The organism is Stenotrophomonas maltophilia (genome assembly GCF_004920835.1).
Classification (GTDB): Bacteria; Pseudomonadota; Gammaproteobacteria; order Xanthomonadales; family Xanthomonadaceae; genus Stenotrophomonas; species Stenotrophomonas maltophilia_AQ.
Genome location: NZ_QFHO01000003.1, coordinates 180,575 through 196,325 on the forward strand (window position 1 = coordinate 180,575; position 15,751 = coordinate 196,325).

At 65.0% G+C, this 15,751-nt stretch carries 30 protein-coding genes; 10 read left to right on the forward strand and 20 right to left on the reverse strand.

What is annotated here, in order from left to right; translation table 11 throughout:
• Window positions 1-142 precede the first annotated feature (142 nt).
• Entirely contained in the window at window positions 143-1,969 is a 1,827-nt protein-coding gene (locus DI041_RS03790; RefSeq protein WP_100468853.1) for a methyl-accepting chemotaxis protein, read from the forward strand.
• Here the strand turns inward: DI041_RS03790 and DI041_RS03795 are convergent.
• Both DI041_RS03795 and DI041_RS03800 read right to left on the reverse strand, forming a co-directional pair.
• A complete protein-coding gene (locus DI041_RS03795) occupies window positions 1,966-3,405 on the reverse strand; it encodes a GGDEF domain-containing protein (RefSeq protein WP_136638187.1) in 1,440 nt (479 codons plus the stop codon). The two genes, DI041_RS03790 and DI041_RS03795, sit on opposite strands and share 4 nt — an antisense overlap.
• Before the next feature lie 115 nt (window positions 3,406-3,520).
• Window positions 3,521-4,063, reverse strand: coding sequence for a GNAT family N-acetyltransferase (locus tag DI041_RS03800; protein ID WP_136638186.1), 543 nt, complete (start codon window positions 4,061-4,063; stop codon window positions 3,521-3,523).
• Between DI041_RS03800 and DI041_RS03805 the strand changes: the two genes are divergently transcribed.
• The gene (locus tag DI041_RS03805; RefSeq protein WP_136638185.1) at window positions 4,062-4,247 is read left to right on the forward strand and encodes a hypothetical protein; all 186 of its coding nucleotides are present in this window, start codon (window positions 4,062-4,064) and stop codon (window positions 4,245-4,247) included. The two genes, DI041_RS03800 and DI041_RS03805, sit on opposite strands and share 2 nt — an antisense overlap.
• Before the next feature lie 62 nt (window positions 4,248-4,309).
• Window positions 4,310-5,272: a tyrosine-type recombinase/integrase gene (locus DI041_RS03810; RefSeq protein ID WP_136638184.1), complete on the forward strand. Its 963-nt coding sequence runs from the start codon at window positions 4,310-4,312 to the stop codon at window positions 5,270-5,272.
• A 194-nt stretch (window positions 5,273-5,466) separates the two neighbouring features.
• Here the strand turns inward: DI041_RS03810 and DI041_RS03815 are convergent, their stop codons facing one another.
• The 15 genes from DI041_RS03815 to DI041_RS03880 form a co-directional block, all read right to left on the reverse strand.
• Window positions 5,467-5,775: a hypothetical protein gene (locus DI041_RS03815; RefSeq protein WP_136638183.1), complete on the reverse strand. Its 309-nt coding sequence runs from the start codon at window positions 5,773-5,775 to the stop codon at window positions 5,467-5,469.
• Complete coding sequence (locus DI041_RS03820; protein WP_136638182.1) at window positions 5,772-6,359, reverse strand: hypothetical protein; 588 nt, start codon at window positions 6,357-6,359, stop codon at window positions 5,772-5,774. The genes DI041_RS03815 and DI041_RS03820 overlap by 4 nt, the downstream gene beginning before the upstream one ends.
• Window positions 6,356-6,640: a hypothetical protein gene (locus DI041_RS03825; RefSeq protein ID WP_136638181.1), complete on the reverse strand. Its 285-nt coding sequence runs from the start codon at window positions 6,638-6,640 to the stop codon at window positions 6,356-6,358. Before DI041_RS03825 ends, DI041_RS03820 begins: the two co-directional genes overlap by 4 nt.
• Window positions 6,630-6,815 (reverse strand): hypothetical protein, encoded by a 186-nt coding sequence (locus DI041_RS21185; RefSeq protein WP_136638180.1) that lies wholly within the window; start codon window positions 6,813-6,815, stop codon window positions 6,630-6,632. Before DI041_RS21185 ends, DI041_RS03825 begins: the two co-directional genes overlap by 11 nt.
• A 130-nt stretch (window positions 6,816-6,945) precedes the next feature.
• A complete protein-coding gene (locus tag DI041_RS03835) occupies window positions 6,946-7,173 on the reverse strand; it encodes a hypothetical protein (protein ID WP_136638179.1) in 228 nt (75 codons plus the stop codon).
• On the reverse strand, window positions 7,166-7,438 hold the full coding sequence (locus tag DI041_RS03840; RefSeq protein WP_136638178.1) for a hypothetical protein: 273 nt from the start codon (window positions 7,436-7,438) through the stop codon (window positions 7,166-7,168). Before DI041_RS03840 ends, DI041_RS03835 begins: the two co-directional genes overlap by 8 nt.
• Window positions 7,435-8,307, reverse strand: coding sequence for a hypothetical protein (locus tag DI041_RS03845; RefSeq protein ID WP_136638177.1), 873 nt, complete (start codon window positions 8,305-8,307; stop codon window positions 7,435-7,437). Before DI041_RS03845 ends, DI041_RS03840 begins: the two co-directional genes overlap by 4 nt.
• Window positions 8,304-8,591: a hypothetical protein gene (locus DI041_RS03850; protein WP_136638176.1), complete on the reverse strand. Its 288-nt coding sequence runs from the start codon at window positions 8,589-8,591 to the stop codon at window positions 8,304-8,306. Before DI041_RS03850 ends, DI041_RS03845 begins: the two co-directional genes overlap by 4 nt.
• Window positions 8,588-8,800: a hypothetical protein gene (locus DI041_RS03855; RefSeq protein ID WP_136638175.1), complete on the reverse strand. Its 213-nt coding sequence runs from the start codon at window positions 8,798-8,800 to the stop codon at window positions 8,588-8,590. Before DI041_RS03855 ends, DI041_RS03850 begins: the two co-directional genes overlap by 4 nt.
• A gap of 77 nt (window positions 8,801-8,877) precedes the next feature.
• The gene (locus DI041_RS03860; protein ID WP_136638174.1) at window positions 8,878-9,120 is read right to left on the reverse strand and encodes a hypothetical protein; all 243 of its coding nucleotides are present in this window, start codon (window positions 9,118-9,120) and stop codon (window positions 8,878-8,880) included.
• Window positions 9,120-9,284 (reverse strand): hypothetical protein, encoded by a 165-nt coding sequence (locus DI041_RS21190; RefSeq protein WP_169050319.1) that lies wholly within the window; start codon window positions 9,282-9,284, stop codon window positions 9,120-9,122. The genes DI041_RS03860 and DI041_RS21190 overlap by 1 nt, the downstream gene beginning before the upstream one ends.
• On the reverse strand, window positions 9,281-9,517 hold the full coding sequence (locus tag DI041_RS03865; protein WP_136638173.1) for a hypothetical protein: 237 nt from the start codon (window positions 9,515-9,517) through the stop codon (window positions 9,281-9,283). The genes DI041_RS21190 and DI041_RS03865 overlap by 4 nt, the downstream gene beginning before the upstream one ends.
• Window positions 9,514-9,849: a hypothetical protein gene (locus tag DI041_RS03870; RefSeq protein ID WP_136638172.1), complete on the reverse strand. Its 336-nt coding sequence runs from the start codon at window positions 9,847-9,849 to the stop codon at window positions 9,514-9,516. Before DI041_RS03870 ends, DI041_RS03865 begins: the two co-directional genes overlap by 4 nt.
• Entirely contained in the window at window positions 9,846-10,085 is a 240-nt protein-coding gene (locus DI041_RS03875) for a hypothetical protein (protein WP_136638171.1), read from the reverse strand. The genes DI041_RS03870 and DI041_RS03875 overlap by 4 nt, the downstream gene beginning before the upstream one ends.
• Window positions 10,082-10,318, reverse strand: a complete 237-nt coding sequence (locus tag DI041_RS03880; protein ID WP_136638170.1) for a hypothetical protein — start codon at window positions 10,316-10,318, stop codon at window positions 10,082-10,084. Before DI041_RS03880 ends, DI041_RS03875 begins: the two co-directional genes overlap by 4 nt.
• On the opposite strand from DI041_RS03880, the gene DI041_RS21195 reads away from it, so the two are divergent.
• Window positions 10,317-10,481: a hypothetical protein gene (locus DI041_RS21195; protein WP_169050318.1), complete on the forward strand. Its 165-nt coding sequence runs from the start codon at window positions 10,317-10,319 to the stop codon at window positions 10,479-10,481. The genes DI041_RS03880 and DI041_RS21195 overlap by 2 nt on opposite strands.
• 115 nt (window positions 10,482-10,596) lie before the next feature.
• Here DI041_RS21195 and DI041_RS03885 read toward each other — a convergent pair whose 3' ends face one another.
• Together DI041_RS03885 and DI041_RS03890 are read right to left on the reverse strand one after the other, a co-directional pair.
• A complete protein-coding gene (locus DI041_RS03885) occupies window positions 10,597-11,481 on the reverse strand; it encodes a zinc ribbon domain-containing protein (RefSeq protein WP_136638169.1) in 885 nt (294 codons plus the stop codon).
• 25 nt (window positions 11,482-11,506) lie between these two features.
• A complete protein-coding gene (locus DI041_RS03890; protein WP_136638168.1) occupies window positions 11,507-12,169 on the reverse strand; it encodes a LexA family transcriptional regulator in 663 nt (220 codons plus the stop codon).
• A gap of 82 nt (window positions 12,170-12,251) precedes the next feature.
• On the opposite strand from DI041_RS03890, the gene DI041_RS03895 reads away from it, so the two are divergent.
• Complete coding sequence (locus DI041_RS03895) at window positions 12,252-12,722, forward strand: YdaS family helix-turn-helix protein (RefSeq protein WP_136638167.1); 471 nt, start codon at window positions 12,252-12,254, stop codon at window positions 12,720-12,722.
• 197 nt (window positions 12,723-12,919) lie between these two features.
• Here the strand turns inward: DI041_RS03895 and DI041_RS03900 are convergent, their stop codons facing one another.
• Window positions 12,920-13,177, reverse strand: a complete 258-nt coding sequence (locus DI041_RS03900) for a hypothetical protein (protein ID WP_136638166.1) — start codon at window positions 13,175-13,177, stop codon at window positions 12,920-12,922.
• A 142-nt stretch (window positions 13,178-13,319) separates the two neighbouring features.
• Between DI041_RS03900 and DI041_RS03905 the strand changes: the two genes are divergently transcribed.
• The 5 genes from DI041_RS03905 to DI041_RS21510 are packed head-to-tail and all read left to right on the forward strand — an operon-like array spanning window position 13,320 to window position 15,731.
• The gene (locus tag DI041_RS03905) at window positions 13,320-13,763 is read left to right on the forward strand and encodes a phage regulatory CII family protein (protein ID WP_136638165.1); all 444 of its coding nucleotides are present in this window, start codon (window positions 13,320-13,322) and stop codon (window positions 13,761-13,763) included.
• A complete protein-coding gene (locus tag DI041_RS03910) occupies window positions 13,760-14,080 on the forward strand; it encodes a winged helix-turn-helix domain-containing protein (RefSeq protein WP_248298419.1) in 321 nt (106 codons plus the stop codon). The genes DI041_RS03905 and DI041_RS03910 overlap by 4 nt, the downstream gene beginning before the upstream one ends.
• A 22-nt stretch (window positions 14,081-14,102) precedes the next feature.
• Entirely contained in the window at window positions 14,103-15,029 is a 927-nt protein-coding gene (locus DI041_RS03915) for a phage replication initiator YdaU family protein (protein WP_136638164.1), read from the forward strand.
• Complete coding sequence (locus DI041_RS03920; RefSeq protein ID WP_248298418.1) at window positions 14,995-15,600, forward strand: hypothetical protein; 606 nt, start codon at window positions 14,995-14,997, stop codon at window positions 15,598-15,600. Before DI041_RS03915 ends, DI041_RS03920 begins: the two co-directional genes overlap by 35 nt.
• Window positions 15,597-15,731, forward strand: a complete 135-nt coding sequence (locus DI041_RS21510) for a hypothetical protein (RefSeq protein ID WP_282567806.1) — start codon at window positions 15,597-15,599, stop codon at window positions 15,729-15,731. The genes DI041_RS03920 and DI041_RS21510 overlap by 4 nt, the downstream gene beginning before the upstream one ends.
• Window positions 15,732-15,751 lie beyond the last annotated feature (20 nt).

The window sequence follows — 15,751 nt, forward strand, 5'->3', positions numbered from 1 at the left end:
TGCTGATCGCGCCCGCACCAGACGTTCTTGCCAGCCGCTCGAGGGGTGCCAGCCGGCACCTGTAGTCCCAGGCAACTGATGTTGCCGCCGGGCATCCCGCCCGTCGGATCGCAACCGCTTACCGGACACCGAGGATCAGACAATGCTCATTCCAGGCTTCACGGCGGGCGCGCAGGCGCCGGCCGAGCTGCATACCCGTTGGTCTCCCTGGCGCGCGCTGTTGGGTGCGTTGGCTCCCCGGCATCGGCCCAGTACCGAGCTGGCGGCGAACGACCGCGCCGAGCTTGAGGCGCAGGTCGCGGCGCTGCACCGCGTGCAGGCGGTCATCGAGTTCGGGCTCGACGGCACCATCCTGCAGGCCAACGACAACTTCCTGCAGGCAATGGGGTATCGGCTGGAAGAGATCCAGGGCAAGCATCATTCGTTGTTCGTCGATCCAGAGCACGCCGGCAGCACCGAGTACCGCGACTTCTGGGCGCGGCTGGGGCGCGGCGAGTATGACGCCGGGCAATACCGGCGCTTCGGCAAGGGCCAGCGTGAGATCTGGATCCAGGCCTCGTACAACCCGGTGCTGGACCGTCAGGGACGCCCCTACAAGGTGGTCAAGTTCGCCACCGACATCACCGCGCAGAAGCTGCAGGCGGCGGACTCCGCTGGGCAGCTGGCGGCGATCGGCAAGTCGCAGGCAGTGATCGAGTTCAGCATGGATGGTCGCATCCTCTCGGCCAACGACAATTTCCTCGCCACCACCGGTTACAGCCTGGACGAGGTGCGTGGGCAACATCACTCGTTGTTCGTCGAGCCCGACCACCGCAGCAGTGAAGCGTACCGGCAGTTCTGGCAGAAGCTCGGACGAGGCGAATACGATGCCGGGCAGTACCGGCGCCTGGGCAAGGGCGGGCGCGAGGTCTGGATCCAGGCGTCCTACAACCCGATCCTTGACCTCAACGGGAAGCCGTTCAAGGTCGTCAAATACGCTACGGACATCACCGCGCAGGTACATGAAAACCAGGCCATGCAGCGGGCGGTGGCGCAGACCCGTGAAGTGGTGGCGGCGGCCAAAGGCGGCGATCTGACCCAGCGCGTGGCCACGGCCGACAAGCGTGGCCCGATCGCTGAGCTGTGCGAGGGCGTGAACTCGCTGGTCGAGGCAATGGCGGCCATCATCGGCCAGATCAAGTTCGCCGCCGACACCATCGCGGTGGGCGCGACCGAGATCGCGCAGGGCAACAGCGACCTGTCGCAGCGTACCGAGCAGCAGGCGGCCTCGCTGGAGGAAACCGCGGTGTCGATGAAGGGGCTGGCCGAGACCGTGCAGCGCACTGCCACCAATGCGCGGCAGGCCAGCCAGCTTGCCGGTGGTGCTGCCGATGTCGCGGCGAAGGGCGGCAGCGTGGTGCATGAAGTAGTCGAGACCATGGCGGTGATCAACACCTCGTCGCGGCGCATCGTCGATATCATCGGCGTGATCGACGGGATCGCCTTCCAGACCAACATCCTGGCGCTCAATGCAGCGGTGGAGGCTGCACGTGCTGGCGAGCACGGCCGTGGCTTTGCCGTGGTCGCCACCGAGATCCGCGAGCTGTCGCAGCGTTCGGCCAGCGCGGCCAAGGAGATCAAGCACCTGATCGACGAGTCGGTCGCCAACGTCGGCGCTGGTACCGCCCAGGTCGAGAGTGCCGGCCGGACCATGGACGAGATCGTGGTCAACGTGCGTCGGGTCAGCGATCTGATGACCGAGATCAGTACCGCCGCGCAGCAGCAGAGCGACGACATCCAGCAGATGAACCATGCGGTCGACCTGATTGATCAGGGCACCCAGCAGAACGCAGCGCTGGTCGAGGAGGCGTCGGCGGCGGCGCGCAGCATGGAGGAGCAGTCGGCGCAGCTGCTGCACACCGTGGCCGGTTTCCGCGTGCAGGGCGCGGCCGGGCATCTGCACGGGGCAGCGGTGCTGCGCGCGGTCTAGGCGCGCCGGTCGGGCCGTTCGCTCCCGGCCGTGGCGGCCGGGGCGCCGTGCACACGGTTGCGCCCGGCGTGCTTGGCCCGGTACAGGGCCTGGTCGGCGCGGTCGACCAGGTCGCGCGGATCGCCGTTCTCGCCGGCGGCCTGCCAGGCCACGCCGATGCTGATGGTGACGACGGCTTCGGCCGCCGGCAGGCCAGCGGCTTCGACTGCCGCGCGCAACCGTTCACCCAGGCTCAGGGCATGAGCGATATCGGGCGAGGGCAGGGCGGCGATGAACTCTTCGCCGCCATAACGGGCCAGCAGGTCGTCACCGCGTTGCAGGCAGCCATCAAGGATCCCGGCCACCGCGCGCAGCCGGCGGTCACCTTCCGGGTGGCCATAGGTGTCATTGAGCCGCTTGAAATGGTCGATGTCGATCATCAGCACGGCCAGGCCCAGCCCTTGGCGGCGTGCGCGGCGATGGGCACTGCCGAGGGATTCGTCGAAGTTGCGCCGATTGCCCAACCCGGTCAATGGATCGCGCCGGGCCAGTGCTTCCAGTTCGTCACGCTGGCGCTGGATCTCGACCTGGGTCAGCACGCTGCGCAACGCGTAACCCAACATGGCGCCGATGAAGCCGACGATCGCCAGTGTTGGATGCAGGCGTGAGACCAGCAGTGCCACCATCATCAGCAACAGGGGCAGCATCAATGGAACACCAGCATCGACGACGCGGCGCAGATTGCGCGACACCACTACCGCAGGCGGCCGCCATGGGCTGCCTGCCATCACTGCCAGCAGTACGAACAGGCCACTGATCAGCAGGTCGCCCCAACCGCCGTCGGGCACCTGGGGCTGGTAGTGATTGATGTAGAACGCGAGCAGAAAATAGCCCAGCGCATAGGTCGTCAGGGTACGGAAGAAGTCACGCCGATCGGCATTGTCTTCGGCCAGGAAGCGGATCAGCGCGAAGCAGAATACGAGACCGTTCTGCACGGTGCTCATCGCGTTCAGACCCTGCATCCACAGGGCTGCATCCAGGTGCGCCAGCGCCCGCGTGTGTACGTAGTACAGCAGCCAGAGCAGGGCAATGATCGACAGGTCCACGGCGCGCACGTAGCGGTTGCCGCCCCCAGGGCTGGCCGCCACGTAGGTCAGCGGTATCCGGTAGAACACGTAGAGGATCAGCGACGACAGTGGCATCTGTGCCTGCCCGCCGCCATCCGCGATGCGATACAGCTGGGCCAGCAAGGCGATCGAGAACAGGCCGACGGCGAAGCCGAGCAGCCGCCACTTGCAGGCGGCCCGGCTGTCGCGGGCACGCCGCACACATGCCAGTGCCGCCAGCAGGGGAGCAGCCATCAACAGCAGGAAGGAACCTATCGGGTCCTGAGGGCCGATCAGAGCAATGACAAGCGCGTGCGTGACCAGAAAAAACAGTGCAGCACGCAACGTCATGCATTCCCCCGCCCCCAGGTCCGGCTGCCCTCAAGATAGGCAGATGCACGTGAGGCTTGCAAGAAAAGTGTGCGCTGCGTCCATTGGCAACGTTGTCAGTGGTTGCTGTTGTGTTTCAGCACGATGACGCGGTGTTCTCGATGTGCGCGTACATCCAGAAGTCAGCGGCCTGGCCGCGGACCTGGCGATAAGCGCGGAGCAGTCCCTCGCGCTGCATGCAGATGCGTTCCAGCACGGCGATCGAACGGGTATTGCTGTCCAGCACCGTGGCCTGGATGCGGACGAGCGCCAGTGTAGTGCGTCCCCAGGCCAGCACGGCACGCGCCGCGTTCGTGGCCAGTCCCTGGCCCTGCCAGCGGGGATCGAGATCGTACGCGAGCTCGGCGCGGCGATGCTGAAGATCGATTCCGTTCAGGCCTACGGTGCCGATCAGCAGGTTGTCTGCATCGACCAGTGCCCAGCGCCGGTCGACCGGCGAGGCTGCGTAGCTGTTGATCAGGTGGCGTAGTGCTTCTGGAGAAACGTCACCCCAGCTGGTGTGTTCGGTCACGCCTGGCAGCGAAAGATAGCGCGACCAGGCGACAGCATCATCCGGCTGCAACGAGCGCAGGCGCGTGGGCGGGGTGTCGGGAGGCGAGGGGTGCAAAGGGGCGGGCATGGCTGCCAGTGTCGGCGTTCCAAACCCGGAAATGCAAAAAGGCCAGGTCGGAGACCTGGCCTTTGATGCAGTGGTGCCGGTGAAAGGCACTACGCAACATTTCCCGCTCAATCCCGGTAAGACCCGAACAGAGACTATATCCAACGGATTCAGTGGCTTGCGCGCGCTGCGCGGATTGCTCTAATCACGTGTTGGCCCGTGCCTTCCCGATAGCGTTACGCCTGAATTACGCCGAACATTGGCGGCATGGCATCTATCCAACGACGCGGCACCTCCTGGCGTGCCGAGATCTACAAGGACGGTCGACGCGAGTCGAACACCCTCCCCACGAAGGCGCAGGCGGTCCAGTGGGCGCTAATGCGCGAGGCCGAGCTGACGGGTGCGCGCCTCCCAGAGAATACCGTGAAGGACGCCCTGCGCCGCTATGCCGATGAGGTGGCGCCGAAGCACAAGGGTGCGCGGTGGGAGCTGGCCCGGCTGGGATTGCTGGAGCGGGATCCCCTGGCGCTCGTGCGCCTGCCCGCTCTGCGGCCGATCCACCTGGCCGAATGGCGCGAGCGCCGCTTGGGCCAGGTCGCACCCGCCTCCGTGCGGCGCGAGATGAACCTGCTGCAGTCGGTGTTCAAATCCTGCCGGAAGGATTGGGGGTGGCTGAATGGTGACCCGATCAAGGACGTGGACCGGCCGCAGGCGCCGGCCAGCCGGAAACGCAGAGTGGCTCAGGAAGAGATCGACCGGCTGACGCTGGCGCTGGGATATGACGGTGGCGCGCCGAAGACGGCTCAGCACCGGGTCGCGTTGTGCTTCATGTTCGCCCTGGAGACGGCCATGCGCGCTGGCGAGATCTTGGGCATGAAGTGGACCGATGTGTCCGCCAAATCCGTGACCTTGCCGAAGACCAAGAATGGCGACGTTCGCCGTGTGCCAATGTCAGCCCGCGCGCGGGAGATAATCAGCCTTCTGCCGCAGGACGCAGATAGCGTCTTCGATCTGGATCCCGGCACGCGAGACACCCTGTTCCGCCGTGCGCGGGACGCCGCTCAGATCGAGAACCTGCACTTCCACGACAGTCGCGCTGAGGCGATCTGGCGGCTGTCGAAGAAGCTGGACGTGATGGAGCTGGCCCGAGTTATTGGCCACCGGGACCTGAAGAGCCTCTTGATTTACTACCAGACCGACGCCGACGAGCTGGCTGACCGGCTCGGTTAGCTTGGCGCCAGGCCAGCACCTCGCCGGCAATCCATGTCGCAGGACGCATGCTGATCCGGACGGGGAAGTCCGGCCTGCAAGCGACGGTCTCCAGCACGGTTCGCGCAGCCAGGCCGAGCAGGGTGCCGACTTCTTCGGCACCGATGGCTCGCAGCTCGAATGGGATGTTCTCGGCAGCTCCCATAATTCCTCCTTCAGATCGACGCCAGCGCCGCGCGCTGGGTCTTGGGTTTGCGCTCGGCCAGGCCGAGCTGGAACTGCAGGACGTTGTCGACCGATGCAGGCACCGCTGCCGGCCGCGCGCTGCGCGCGGGACGGTTGAGCCTGCGCCATGCAGCAATGGCCGCGTCGGACTCCGCGTGCTTGCTGGTCGACCTACAGGCGCACTCGACCAGGTGACCACCGCCGGCGGACGCGCAGCGCTTGTCGTGGATGTGGCGCGCGCGGTGGCCGGCGGCGCAGTTCGGCAACCCTTCCGGGTGGCTGATATGTTCCTGGGTCATGGCTTGTTGCACTCCTCGATGTGGGCTTCGAGCTTTTCGATGAGGAAGGTTGCTTCGGTGGCCCGTCGGCGGCGTTCGTGCGTGCTGACCGGCGCGGGACCGGCGTCCCGGATCCACCTCAGCGGTTCAAGGAGCCAGCTCGCCTCAACCGGGAGCCTGGTGCGCGGGTCGACTTTCTGGATCAGCGGCTCACAATCCGGCCCGGCCCAATCCTCGCTGTCACCGCAGCGGACGCACACGCGCCCCCGGAACTCGTGCAGCTTCTCCGGCTGGATTACGCGAGGTGTCTCGAATAGGGCGCGGACAACGAGCCCACGCCGGTGGGCGGCGTACACGTGCCCTGCATCGGCCTGGACCCAACAGCCTGGCGCGAAGTCGTCCTTGCGCCGGTACTCCCAGCGCACAGGCTGCGCGCTGTAGAGCGCTTTCAGGAGGGTGTCGGCCCAAGCGTGCACCTGGTTGGCGGCAACGGCGCCGCCGGCGGGATCGACACGCCGCATGGCAGCGACGACCGCAGCGACAGGCGACGACGCTTTGGTGGCCTCGACAACGGTGGCCGGGGAAATGGGAAGTGGTGCGGTCATACGAACAGGTCCAGTTGGGCCGGCAGTGCCGGCGGTGGCGCGGGTTCACCACGCAGTAGGTCTGCCATGCGGAACGTCACGGCCCACGCGTCGGTATGTCGGATCAGGTACTGGTTTTCCTGGCACACCGAGATCTTTCCAGCGGAAATCAGGTAGCCGGCGTGCGCAGGCCCCGTGAATCCTTCGTACTCGATTCGCAGGATTTGGTCCCGACGCCACCCGGCGCGCAGCTTGCGGTCCAAGATCGAACGGGCGAAGGCTCGAAGCTGATCAGGGCTCATCGCGGCTTTCCTTGGGCGGAATCGGCCCGGTGTGGCGGTAATCGCGCAGCGGGTCGACGACGAACTTGCCGTTGTCCTGGCGCCGCACGGTGTATTCGGGGAATGCATCTGCTGGCAGGTGCGAGTGCGCCTCTTTCATCAGCGCCACGAACTGCTGCTGCCATTCCAGTGGCATGGATTGCAGAGTTCGGCGAGGGACGACGAGATAAGACGCACGGGTGAGCCCGAAAGCGTCCCACACTGGGCCGTGGTAGTAGGGGCACTCGACGGGCTCGGATGGGTCCTGTGCAGCGGTGAGCAGCTGGTCAGCCATTGCGCACCGCCGTGTCGGTGGTGATCGCCTTGATGGACGCCACGCCCACGATGCGAACGCCTTCCTTTTCCAAGACGCGACTCAGCTTGCCGAGCGCGCTTGCGGCCGCCTGCCGATACACCTGGTCCAGCTGGCAGCCCTCGCCCCACGAACCGGCGCGAACCTCCACGGTCACCTGTACGAGGGCGGATGTGGACGTGCGGATGGTCGGTTTAGCCATTGCCCACCGCCTTTGCTTCGCGAGCGGCGAGTCGTCCATGCAGTTCCTTGACGAACCTTGCGGACACGTCAGCCCACCCGCAGGTAGCGATAGCAGACAGCGCCGCCATGGCCAGGTCGTCGGAACTGGCCAGCGGCGCGCCCGGCACCACAGTGACCACGCTGGCGGGATCATCCGCCTCGACAGCGACGATCCCGGCCTCGGCCATGCGTTTGCGGTCTGCGGCGGTCAGCTGCCCGCGCGGGAAGACGATGATCTGGCTCATTTGCCCACCGCCTGGCTGTCGAGAACGCGCCGCGCAGCCTGCAGGTCCACGTCGTTTGCTTCCATCACATCGACCGGATCGCAGGTGCCGCCAAGGTCGATGATGCGATCCCGGCCAGATTCCAACAGGCGGACGTAGGCGCGATATAGGGCCTTGAAGTCGCCCAGGTCCACGGCCTGCACTGTCTGGCCGATCAATGCCACCGCTTCTTCCATGACGGCGATCCCCTCGCGGTAGATACGCACATCGTTGTTATAGTCGTGCTCGCCATTGGTCTCGATCTCACGGGTTCCAGGTGCGCCCGGATCGGCGGGCAGGTGCGAGCGCCAATGCTCAATCCGTCGCTGCAACAGTGCATGCACCGCACCCAGGTCCACGGCCTGCGCGGGCGGGGCGGCGTAGAGCTTGGAGCCAGGACGTAGGCCGTTCCGCTCCACCAGCGGAGCAATCGGACCGGAGCCGATCCAGAACAGGTCGAAGTCGGCGCCGACGACGGCCACCGGCTCCCCCACCGGCTGGCGGTCGGCGAGTGCGGCGTTCCATGCCTCCATCCAGTGAGCCAGCTTGGTCGCCTTTTCACGTTCAAGCGCGACTTCTTCATCGCGTGCCAGCTTGACGCCTTCGACGTTGGCCGTGTACTTGGCCCAGAACACCTCGAACTGCGCACGCGCATCCTGACCACCCGGGGAGGGCTGGGCGGAGAGGGCGGCGCGGGCGTAGTCCCGCATCTGCTGGGCGGTGTAGCCCTGAACCCGTACGCTGGCGTGGTTTGTAGTGTTGATGCCAAACTCAGGCAGCAGCGGTAGCCCATCCCCCAGCCTCACCCTCCCACCGGGCTTCACGTCGGCCAGGGTCTTGTCAGTGCTCATGCTGATTCTCCTTTGACGCGGGATACTGCCGAACCAAGTCGATCCCACATATCGGATCGGTCTATCAGCGACGTATCGTTATGGTCTACTGCCACGTAGTCGCTGAACTCCATCGCGATCTGGATCAGCTCGGCGACTGCGGCGCGGGCAGCCTGAGCATCTTCAATGTCAAGAAGGTGGTCTTCTTCCGACCGGGCTTCTCGATTGAGGCTCATGTAGGTTTCAATCGCACTATCCATAACCGCCAGCACATCGACAGCCAGGGTCTTGTTGTCGGTGGTCATGCGTGTTGCTCCTTGCGTTCGGTGGTGGCGCGCGCGCTGTGCGCGGCGAGGTTGTCCCAGCGTTCGGCCTCGCCGAGGTAGTGAGCGGCACGGGCCTCTCGCTCTGCCTCGGTGAACTGCACGTCGTGCAGCGCGTGGTCAGCAGCGGCTCGATTGGCCGCTGCCATGCGAGCTGGGTCGTGATCGAAGCTGTCGAGCTGGTTACGCACGCTGGACTCCTGGAATGGGTTACCGGCGAGTGGAAGTCCGGCCGGCGCGGAGCCCGGTCACCCGGGCGGGCGGTTGCTCAGTGGGTGTCGTCAGCGGCCAGCGGTACGCGCTGCCGCTCATCGCGGCGGCGCTGCATCTCGGCCTTGAAGGCTGGCCAGCTGGTCTGGAGGTCTTCCCAGCAGCGCCATGCGAAGAACACGGCGCCGATGGCGCAGGCGAGGGCGACGGGTTCGACCTGGTTGCGCAGCGCCCAAGAGAGCGTGGCGAGGAGCAGGCCGACGACGACGGCGCAGAAGAAGGGCAGGGCCAGGTGGCGCATCAGGCGGCTCCGTGTTGCTTCAGGGCGTGCTCGACTGCTTCGCAGTCGTCGCATACCTGGTGGTTTTCGTGATCGCACTCGCAGCGGTGCGCTGCTGGCGCCTGGGGCGGGGTGATGGTCGGGATGCCGACGGCCATGGCGGCGAAGAAGTCGTTGTCGGTCACGCGGAACCGCCTTTGATGCGGAGGAGCGCGGCATCAAGTTCGGCAGAACGTGCGTGGATGATCGAATCCGGTCCACGCATGTGCTGCAGGGACGTGCGTGTTGCCTGAGCCGCCTCGATCAGATCGGCAAGCGCGTCCGCGACCTCCCGCAGCTCCTCAGTGCCGAAGCCTTCCTCTTCCAGGTCTGAAATCGCGACCCGGATCGCCTGTTGTGCGTCTACGAAGAAGCTCATTCGGCACCACCTTTGACGCGGATGCTGGGCTTGCCGTCGACTTCGACCGAGGGATAGAAAACTCGGTACTTGCCGGTTTTCAGGTTCTTCGTGCGCACATTGATTGACGCCCAGGGCTTTCCGTTGACGGTGAGGTGCAGGTGGACAGTGGTGCCAACGATCAATGCCTCGCGCTCGACCGCTGGGTGGCCATAGCGCTGCGAGCGAACGATGCAGTGCGCACCTGGCGGGTATGCGTCCCAGCCGGCGTCAAACGCGTCCATTGCCGCGCCTTCCAGAGCCGAGAGACGAGCGTCCAGAGCCGGGTGATCGTCGCGATACTGACGGCTCATGCAGCACCGCCTTTGGTGCGCATGTGGCGTGCGGCCTCGTTCAACGCCTCGACCATGTCGCTGATGGCGCGTGCAGCGCTGCAACGGCCCTGGAGGAAGTCGCGGCGGGCGATGATTGCTACGAAGTCGGCGTTGTGCGGGTGAAATCCTAGGCGAAGGGCGGCCAGGCGGACGGCCTGGGCGACAGCGGCGGCACGCACACGGCGGGTAGGGAAGTAGAGGATGACGGCGCTCACGCGGCCACCGCCTGCTGGAGGGCCAGCGGCTTGCTTCGACCGATGGTGGCGACTTCGGTCGCGCCTTCGTCGATTGCGTCGGCGCATTCGGCCAAGTGTTCGGACAGTTCGCGCGCCTCGGCCGAGGTCAGGCTGAGTAGGGAGGCTTCGCCTACCTGGACGACGATAGTTCCGGCGCGGGGCCGGGATTCGACGCGGGCAGCGCCGCGGCTGGTGGTGGTGATCGCGGCCATGGCTCAGGCCTTCCTGCTGCTGACGCAGCTGCTGAAGGCCTCGCCGAACGCGGCAGCGAAGGCGGCGGCGATCGGGCGGAGGGTGGCCCAGAGGGGCCGGGTCGAGGTGCGCATGCTGGTCTCCGGCGCCCTGCCTCTGCAGGGAGGCTTCGTGGGCGGCTGACCACAGTAAAGCGGCGCTTTAGTCCAATGTCAAGCGATGCTTTAGGTCAATTTTCACGCTCCCACGAAAAAGCCCCGCGAAGCGGGGCTTATCTGCAGTGACGGGAGGAGGCGACTCAGGGGTTCTTGAGGCGGTTTGGATCAAATCCGCTTACGTCGAACTCCCATGCCGGAGAGCCTTGTCTAAACACATTTGCCTGGATCCGGACAACGTCCACGTCCTTCATGCGCCTTGCGAAATCTGAATAGCCTTGGATGAAGATCGTCTCACTTGAGTTATCCGCTGGCCCAAGAGCGTGGTATCGCTTTGGCTCGCCATCGCCGAACCGTACTAGTACATCACAGCCCGAGTAGCTACTGCATTGCAGTTGCCCCCTCTCGATTCGCATGAACACATCGTTTCCGTGCTGCGGATGCCTCCGCAACGATAGGGTGGCGTGTTGAGCGCCTGCGTAAGGAAAATCGAACGTGTGGGTATTGCTGCTCTGCACGTCGGCGCCAATAGACATCTTGCCCGTCATCGAATCGTTGTCCGACCAGTATCGCCACTGCCTGCCGAGGTTTGCCTTCCGGATCTTTTCTTCTAGCGCCGCGGCAAGCGCCGCTGCGTGCTTGCCAGCCTCGCTGCTCCCATTGAAGGCCACCAGTTGCTTCGCGGCCGCGAGCCTCGCCTCGTCCGTGCGCTGTTCATCGTTTACTTCGGCCAATAGGCGAGCCTGCTTCTGCTCCGCGCTTTCTGCTGGCATGTCCTGAGCGCCAGGGCTGGTGCCGCCCGAGTTGCCACTGTCCCGGGTGGGCATGCAGGTGGCCACGACAGCCAGGATTACCACCAGGAGAATGATCAGCGCACACCCGGTGTTGGTCTTCGATGCAGGCTTAGGTTGGTATGCGGGAACAACTGGGGGAGTGGCCTTAGCTCGGATCGGATGGCCGCAGTTCGGGCACGCCTCCGCTTGGTCGCTGACCTGCCGGCCACATTCCACACACGCAATCAAGGCCATATTCCCCCCCTGCCTGTCTGTTCCATCAGTTGAGTCGGTCAATCCTGTTTCGCAAGTACACCTTGCCGCCGATCAAAGTATTTCGTGGCATTGCAAAAGCGGGATACAGCCCGGCATTGGCGCTGACCACGTACACAGCATCGCCACGATCTTGGAGAGCCTTTACTTGCTGCCCGTTACCCGTGTTGATCAGGTAAATGCCATCACCATCGAAGGACGTTACCCCTGTGTCGACCATCAGTGACTCGCCCGGGTTGATAACGGGAATCATGGAGTCCCCGCGCCCGGTGACCAGTACCAATCGGCCGGGGGCTGGCACGTAGCCAACGATTGACCTTATGTAGGTGGGAGCGAAGTCCATGGCCCTAACGATATCGGGGAAGTCATCATTGATCCGTCCATCTCCCATATCCGCCTCTCCATCTAGCTGTTGGACGCGAACATAGCTGCGGTTAGTCGCAGAACTAGAGACGACCTCTACTGCCTCTCCCATCCCGAAGTGGGACAGGGGCTTGCCGGTGAGTTGTGCCAGCTTCGGCAGCTTGCGCTTATCCACCTTCCCCGTGCGAAGCCAGCCCGAGACAGCCTGCTCGGTTACTCCAAAGGCATCGGCAATCCCCTTCTGGGTGAGCGAGGAGTCTTCAATGGCCGAACGAATGGCGGCCGCCATGGCTGAATTGTCAAGCATTGCTTGATTGTCCATTGGCGTCATCGCGATTGTAAGAAAGCATCGCTTGACTATGAACTAAAGCGACGCTTAAGCTGGGGGCATGAACGCTATCGCGACCGCAGTTCAGAAGTACGGATCCGGCCAGGCGGGCTTGGCCCGCCTGCTTGGCGTCACCCCGCAGGCCGTAAACCAGTGGGTGAGCGGCAATCGGCCAGTGCCATCCCGACATGTCCTGGGGATCGAGTCTGCCACCGGCGTCTCCCGCCATCTGCTCAGGCCAGACGTGTTTGGCAGTGCCGATGGGGATATGCCGATCGCTCGCATTGGTCCCGAGATCGATTGCCGCATGAGCAAGCGCGCGCTGCGCGCCCGGCTTGGCCTGTCGACGGACAAGCAGCTGGCAAAGGTGCTGAAGCTGCCGACCGAGCAGGTTGAGGGCTGGCCGGAAGAGGGCGTTCTGCCGGCGCTGCCGCAGATCCATCGCCTGCTGGGCTTCCAGGAACAAACGCAGGCGCAGCCCGCGCCGCACGACCCCGACGAGAACCGTTACGCCCCCCTGGAGGTGGCCTGAGATGCGCGCGCTGTCCGACAAGTGGAATCCGCGGCTGTGGCTGCGTGATTGGCTGGCCAAGCCTTCCGAAGAGGAGGTGAGGCAGGCGGAGCGAATCAAAGCCGGCATGCGAGAAGCCACCAGGATTTGGCATGCGAATCGCAATCGATCTGACGAACTCGCCCGAAGGATGATCGAGTCCAACCTGGACAGTTTTCTCAGTCCTGTGGCAGCACGCTCCGAGCGTAATCCATCCATCCCTGAGCCTTCTGATCGAACTTCGTGTGGGCAATGCGGCCCATCAGATCTGTCGCCCTTGTCGAGCTCAGTGAGCGAAGCAGTCCCAACTGCTGCTCCATCTCCGAAAGAAGTTTCTCCGGCTCTGGGTGCGCCCTGATGGCAGCCATACAGACCATCTCCAGCACTTGTACCTGCGCGAACAGGTCGGCGAAAGCCGGGTTGTCCTTGAGTTCCATGTCGCCCTCCTTGCGGGCTGCTCGTGTGGAAACGCCAGCGTAGCGCAGGGAGGGCGACGCCCGTCGTCCGTGAGTTGTTGATGTCCATGGCGCACATGTTGCGCCGCAGTAGTGCCCACGTATCCATTCGAGTCCCTATCCCATGAATGTCACCGATGCCGCTTACGACACGGTCCACCAGTACCCCGGTGGCAGTGAGGCTTTGGCGCCCAGGCTGGGCATGTCGGCCGCGGTCCTTCGCGGCAAGGTCAATCCGAACACCGACCGCAACCTGCTGAGCCTGCAGGAAGCGGACGCGCTGATGGCGCGCACCGGTGACTTCCGCATCCTGCACGCGCTGTGTGCGCAGCACGGCTTCGTGGCGCAGCGCAGCGATGCCCCGGAATCTGGCTCGCTGATCAGCGCACTGCTGCAGGCGGCTGCTGCGAAGGGCGATTTGGCCGAGTTGGTTTCGTCAGCGCTGGATGACGGGCGGATCTCGCCGAACGAGGCAGGCGCGATCGCACGCGGATGCGCGGCGGTGATGTCCAGGCTGGTGCAGGTGAGCCAGCACGCCGAGGCTGCGGCCGAGCGGGGTGCGGCATGAGCGCCATCAACCATCCGGCCAGGGCGAACGACCTGAGCACCAGCCACGACGCGGCGCACTACGTGGTCGCCAGCGGCCTGCAGGCGCATCAGCACGACCAGAGCGCCAAGGCTGTGACGGACAACCCGGGCATGACCAGCAAGGAGCTGGCGCAGGCCACCGGGCTGGACCGATACATGCTGGCGCGCCGACTTCCTGAGCTGATCAAGGAAGGTCGCGTGTACCGCGGCCAGAGCAGGCGCTGCAAGGTCAGTGACCGTTCGGCGTGCACCTGGTGGCCGGTGGCCCCGGGTCAGAACCTGTCGCTGGGGATCTGACGTGGCAGCACGAATGACAGGCATGGTGTTCGAGCGCTACCCGTGTGGTGGCGGCGAGCTGTTGCTGGCTCTAGCCCTTGCCGACAACGCTCACGACGATGGCACCCGCATCTTCCCGTCGGTCGCCACGCTGGCCGTGAAGTCCAGGCAGTCAGAGCGCTCGGTGCAGTACCAGCTCCGGAAGATGGAGCGCATTGGCTGGCTGGAGGTCGTCAGCGAGGGCGGTGGTCGCATGAAGGGCTACAAGTCCGGCGGCCGTCCGCGTGAGTACCGGATCAGCCCGTACTGGATCGCCGGTGGTGATCTGGCCATGGATGGGGACGCTGGAGAACAGCCCGAAAATTCAAAGGGTGCAAATTCTGCACCCTTTGCAAAGGGTGCAAAACAGAGTCGGAAAGGGTGCAAAACGACGCAGGAAAGGGTGCAACCAGACGTCGAAAAGGGTGCAACAGCTATTGCACCCGAACCTAAAGCAACCAAAAGCAACCAAGAGCAACCCTCACACCGCGAGTGTGAGCGCGAGGCCGATCCGCTGGCGTTGACCGCTGAGCAGGTCGACCGCGAGCTGGCCGGATTCGGTAGCACGCCACACGGCATCGACCGCGAGCAGCTGGCCCGGTTCGTCCGACACCGCTCCGCGATCCGCCGCCCGCTGTCGGTCCAGGGCTGGCTGCAGGTCCGCCAGCAGCTGGTCGACCTGATGGCCGCCGGCCATGACCCGAACCAGTCCCTGATGCAGACGATGGCCGCCGGCCTGTCGCTGCCCGTGATCCCTGTCGCCCAGCAATCCGTAGGAGCAACCCATGCAAGCCCTCAACACGGTTCTGCCGACCGCACCGAACAGCTCGAGCAGCAGTTCTACGCCGCACGCGGAGGCGGTGGCCACGGTGGAGGCGCTGGGTTCGAGCTTGGCGATGTCGTCGACGCCGAGTTTGCCGTCGTCGGCTGAGCCGGTGAGCGACCACGCCACGGCCTACCTGTGGGAGTTTTGGAAGCAGATGACGGCGATGTTCCCGGGCAAGTGGGAGCGCGAGAACGGCGCGGCGCCGGTGAAGAGGGACGGCAGCCTGACCATCGCGGCCGGCACGTGGTTCCAGGTGTTGAAGGGCCGCAGCCGGGCGCAGCACGCGCGTGGCATGGCCTGCTGCCTGACCGAAGGCCGGGAGTGGCCGCCGAACCCGCCACGGTTCCTGACGATGTGCCTGGACATTCCGGTCATGGCAGCGGTGGAGCGGGAGATGGCGCCGGGCCGGCCGCAGAGCGGATTCACGGTGCTGGTGCGTTCGCTGCTGGACCTGCACGTCTACGCCACGGCAGAGAACGGGTTCCAGCAGCGCCGAATGCTGGAGGAGGCCTACACGCGCGCTGTCCAGCACGTTGTCGACGGGAATCCGCTGCCGCAGCCGGTGCTGACGATCGAGCAGGAGAAGCACGGCGTGCACCCGGTGCGCGATCGCGAGGCCGCACGCGCGGCCATGGCGCGCGCTGCAGTAGACCTTGGGTTTGGGGAGGGCGCGTGAGCAAGCACGACACGGTTCGACTGCTGTACGCCGAGCGCTGCAGCGTTGCGGAGATCGCTCTGGCGGTGAACTGGCGCCCCTGCAACGTCCGCTGGTTCATCCGGAACTGGATCGACACCGATGGTGACTGAGGCCGAGCTGGCCCAAGCGG

Excerpts from the sequence above, each read along its gene's own strand:
- DI041_RS03815 (WP_136638183.1), bottom strand. The coding sequence starts at position 5,775 with ATGACCCAGGAACATATCAGCCACCCGGAAGGGTTGCCGAACTGCGCC.
- DI041_RS03900 (WP_136638166.1), bottom strand. The coding sequence starts at position 13,177 with ATGGAACTCAAGGACAACCCGGCTTTCGCCGACCTGTTCGCGCAGGTA.
- DI041_RS03845 (WP_136638177.1), bottom strand. The coding sequence starts at position 8,307 with ATGAGCACTGACAAGACCCTGGCCGACGTGAAGCCCGGTGGGAGGGTG.
- DI041_RS03865 (WP_136638173.1), bottom strand. The coding sequence starts at position 9,517 with ATGAGCTTCTTCGTAGACGCACAACAGGCGATCCGGGTCGCGATTTCA.
- DI041_RS03880 (WP_136638170.1), bottom strand. The coding sequence starts at position 10,318 with ATGGCCGCGATCACCACCACCAGCCGCGGCGCTGCCCGCGTCGAATCC.
- DI041_RS03810 (WP_136638184.1), top strand. The coding sequence starts at position 4,310 with ATGGCATCTATCCAACGACGCGGCACCTCCTGGCGTGCCGAGATCTAC.
- DI041_RS03840 (WP_136638178.1), bottom strand. The coding sequence starts at position 7,438 with ATGAGCCAGATCATCGTCTTCCCGCGCGGGCAGCTGACCGCCGCAGAC.
- DI041_RS03895 (WP_136638167.1), top strand. The coding sequence starts at position 12,252 with ATGAACGCTATCGCGACCGCAGTTCAGAAGTACGGATCCGGCCAGGCG.
- DI041_RS03795 (WP_136638187.1), bottom strand. The coding sequence starts at position 3,405 with ATGACGTTGCGTGCTGCACTGTTTTTTCTGGTCACGCACGCGCTTGTC.
- DI041_RS03890 (WP_136638168.1), bottom strand. The coding sequence starts at position 12,169 with ATGCTTGACAATTCAGCCATGGCGGCCGCCATTCGTTCGGCCATTGAA.
- DI041_RS21195 (WP_169050318.1), top strand. The coding sequence starts at position 10,317 with ATGGCTCAGGCCTTCCTGCTGCTGACGCAGCTGCTGAAGGCCTCGCCG.
- DI041_RS03820 (WP_136638182.1), bottom strand. The coding sequence starts at position 6,359 with ATGACCGCACCACTTCCCATTTCCCCGGCCACCGTTGTCGAGGCCACC.
- DI041_RS03805 (WP_136638185.1), top strand. The coding sequence starts at position 4,062 with ATGGCTGCCAGTGTCGGCGTTCCAAACCCGGAAATGCAAAAAGGCCAG.
- DI041_RS03835 (WP_136638179.1), bottom strand. The coding sequence starts at position 7,173 with ATGGCTAAACCGACCATCCGCACGTCCACATCCGCCCTCGTACAGGTG.
- DI041_RS03825 (WP_136638181.1), bottom strand. The coding sequence starts at position 6,640 with ATGAGCCCTGATCAGCTTCGAGCCTTCGCCCGTTCGATCTTGGACCGC.
- DI041_RS03860 (WP_136638174.1), bottom strand. The coding sequence starts at position 9,120 with ATGCGCCACCTGGCCCTGCCCTTCTTCTGCGCCGTCGTCGTCGGCCTG.
- DI041_RS03850 (WP_136638176.1), bottom strand. The coding sequence starts at position 8,591 with ATGACCACCGACAACAAGACCCTGGCTGTCGATGTGCTGGCGGTTATG.
- DI041_RS03870 (WP_136638172.1), bottom strand. The coding sequence starts at position 9,849 with ATGAGCCGTCAGTATCGCGACGATCACCCGGCTCTGGACGCTCGTCTC.
- DI041_RS03905 (WP_136638165.1), top strand. The coding sequence starts at position 13,320 with ATGAATGTCACCGATGCCGCTTACGACACGGTCCACCAGTACCCCGGT.
- DI041_RS21185 (WP_136638180.1), bottom strand. The coding sequence starts at position 6,815 with ATGCCACTGGAATGGCAGCAGCAGTTCGTGGCGCTGATGAAAGAGGCG.
- DI041_RS03790 (WP_100468853.1), top strand. The coding sequence starts at position 143 with ATGCTCATTCCAGGCTTCACGGCGGGCGCGCAGGCGCCGGCCGAGCTG.
- DI041_RS03800 (WP_136638186.1), bottom strand. The coding sequence starts at position 4,063 with ATGCCCGCCCCTTTGCACCCCTCGCCTCCCGACACCCCGCCCACGCGC.
- DI041_RS03885 (WP_136638169.1), bottom strand. The coding sequence starts at position 11,481 with ATGGCCTTGATTGCGTGTGTGGAATGTGGCCGGCAGGTCAGCGACCAA.
- DI041_RS03910 (WP_248298419.1), top strand. The coding sequence starts at position 13,760 with ATGAGCGCCATCAACCATCCGGCCAGGGCGAACGACCTGAGCACCAGC.
- DI041_RS03920 (WP_248298418.1), top strand. The coding sequence starts at position 14,995 with ATGTCGTCGACGCCGAGTTTGCCGTCGTCGGCTGAGCCGGTGAGCGAC.
- DI041_RS03915 (WP_136638164.1), top strand. The coding sequence starts at position 14,103 with ATGGTGTTCGAGCGCTACCCGTGTGGTGGCGGCGAGCTGTTGCTGGCT.